The organism is Vogesella mureinivorans (genome assembly GCF_007644035.1).
GTDB classification, from domain to species: Bacteria; Pseudomonadota; Gammaproteobacteria; order Burkholderiales; family Chromobacteriaceae; genus Vogesella; species Vogesella mureinivorans.
Window position 1 is genome coordinate 1 of the sequence record NZ_VMTV02000827.1, and the last position, 306, is coordinate 306.

General features: G+C 42.8%; 1 pseudogene. It reads left to right on the forward strand.

The features are described 5' to 3' along the window. Nucleotides 1-306, forward strand: a pseudogene (locus FLQ44_RS19820) (allantoicase); the annotation flags it as partial.

The following is a 306-nucleotide window of genomic DNA, read 5'->3' on the forward strand; positions in this document are numbered from 1 at the left end:
ACTTCCTGCACATTTACAGCGCTATACAAATTTGGCAGATTCCCGGATTTGGGCAAAAGTACTTGAATGTTCAGATGATTTTTTTGCTGAGGCTTCACGAATGTTGCAATTCGATGCGCCTGTATTTGTCGAAGATAAATTTGATGACCACGGCAAGTGGATGGATGGTTGGGAAACCCGCCGTAAGCGTCATTCAGGCTATGATTGGGCAATTATTGAATTGGCTGTTGCAGGTAAAATCAGTGCATTTGACATAGATACCACTTTTTTTACTGGAAACTATCCTGCATCGGCTGCTATAGAGGC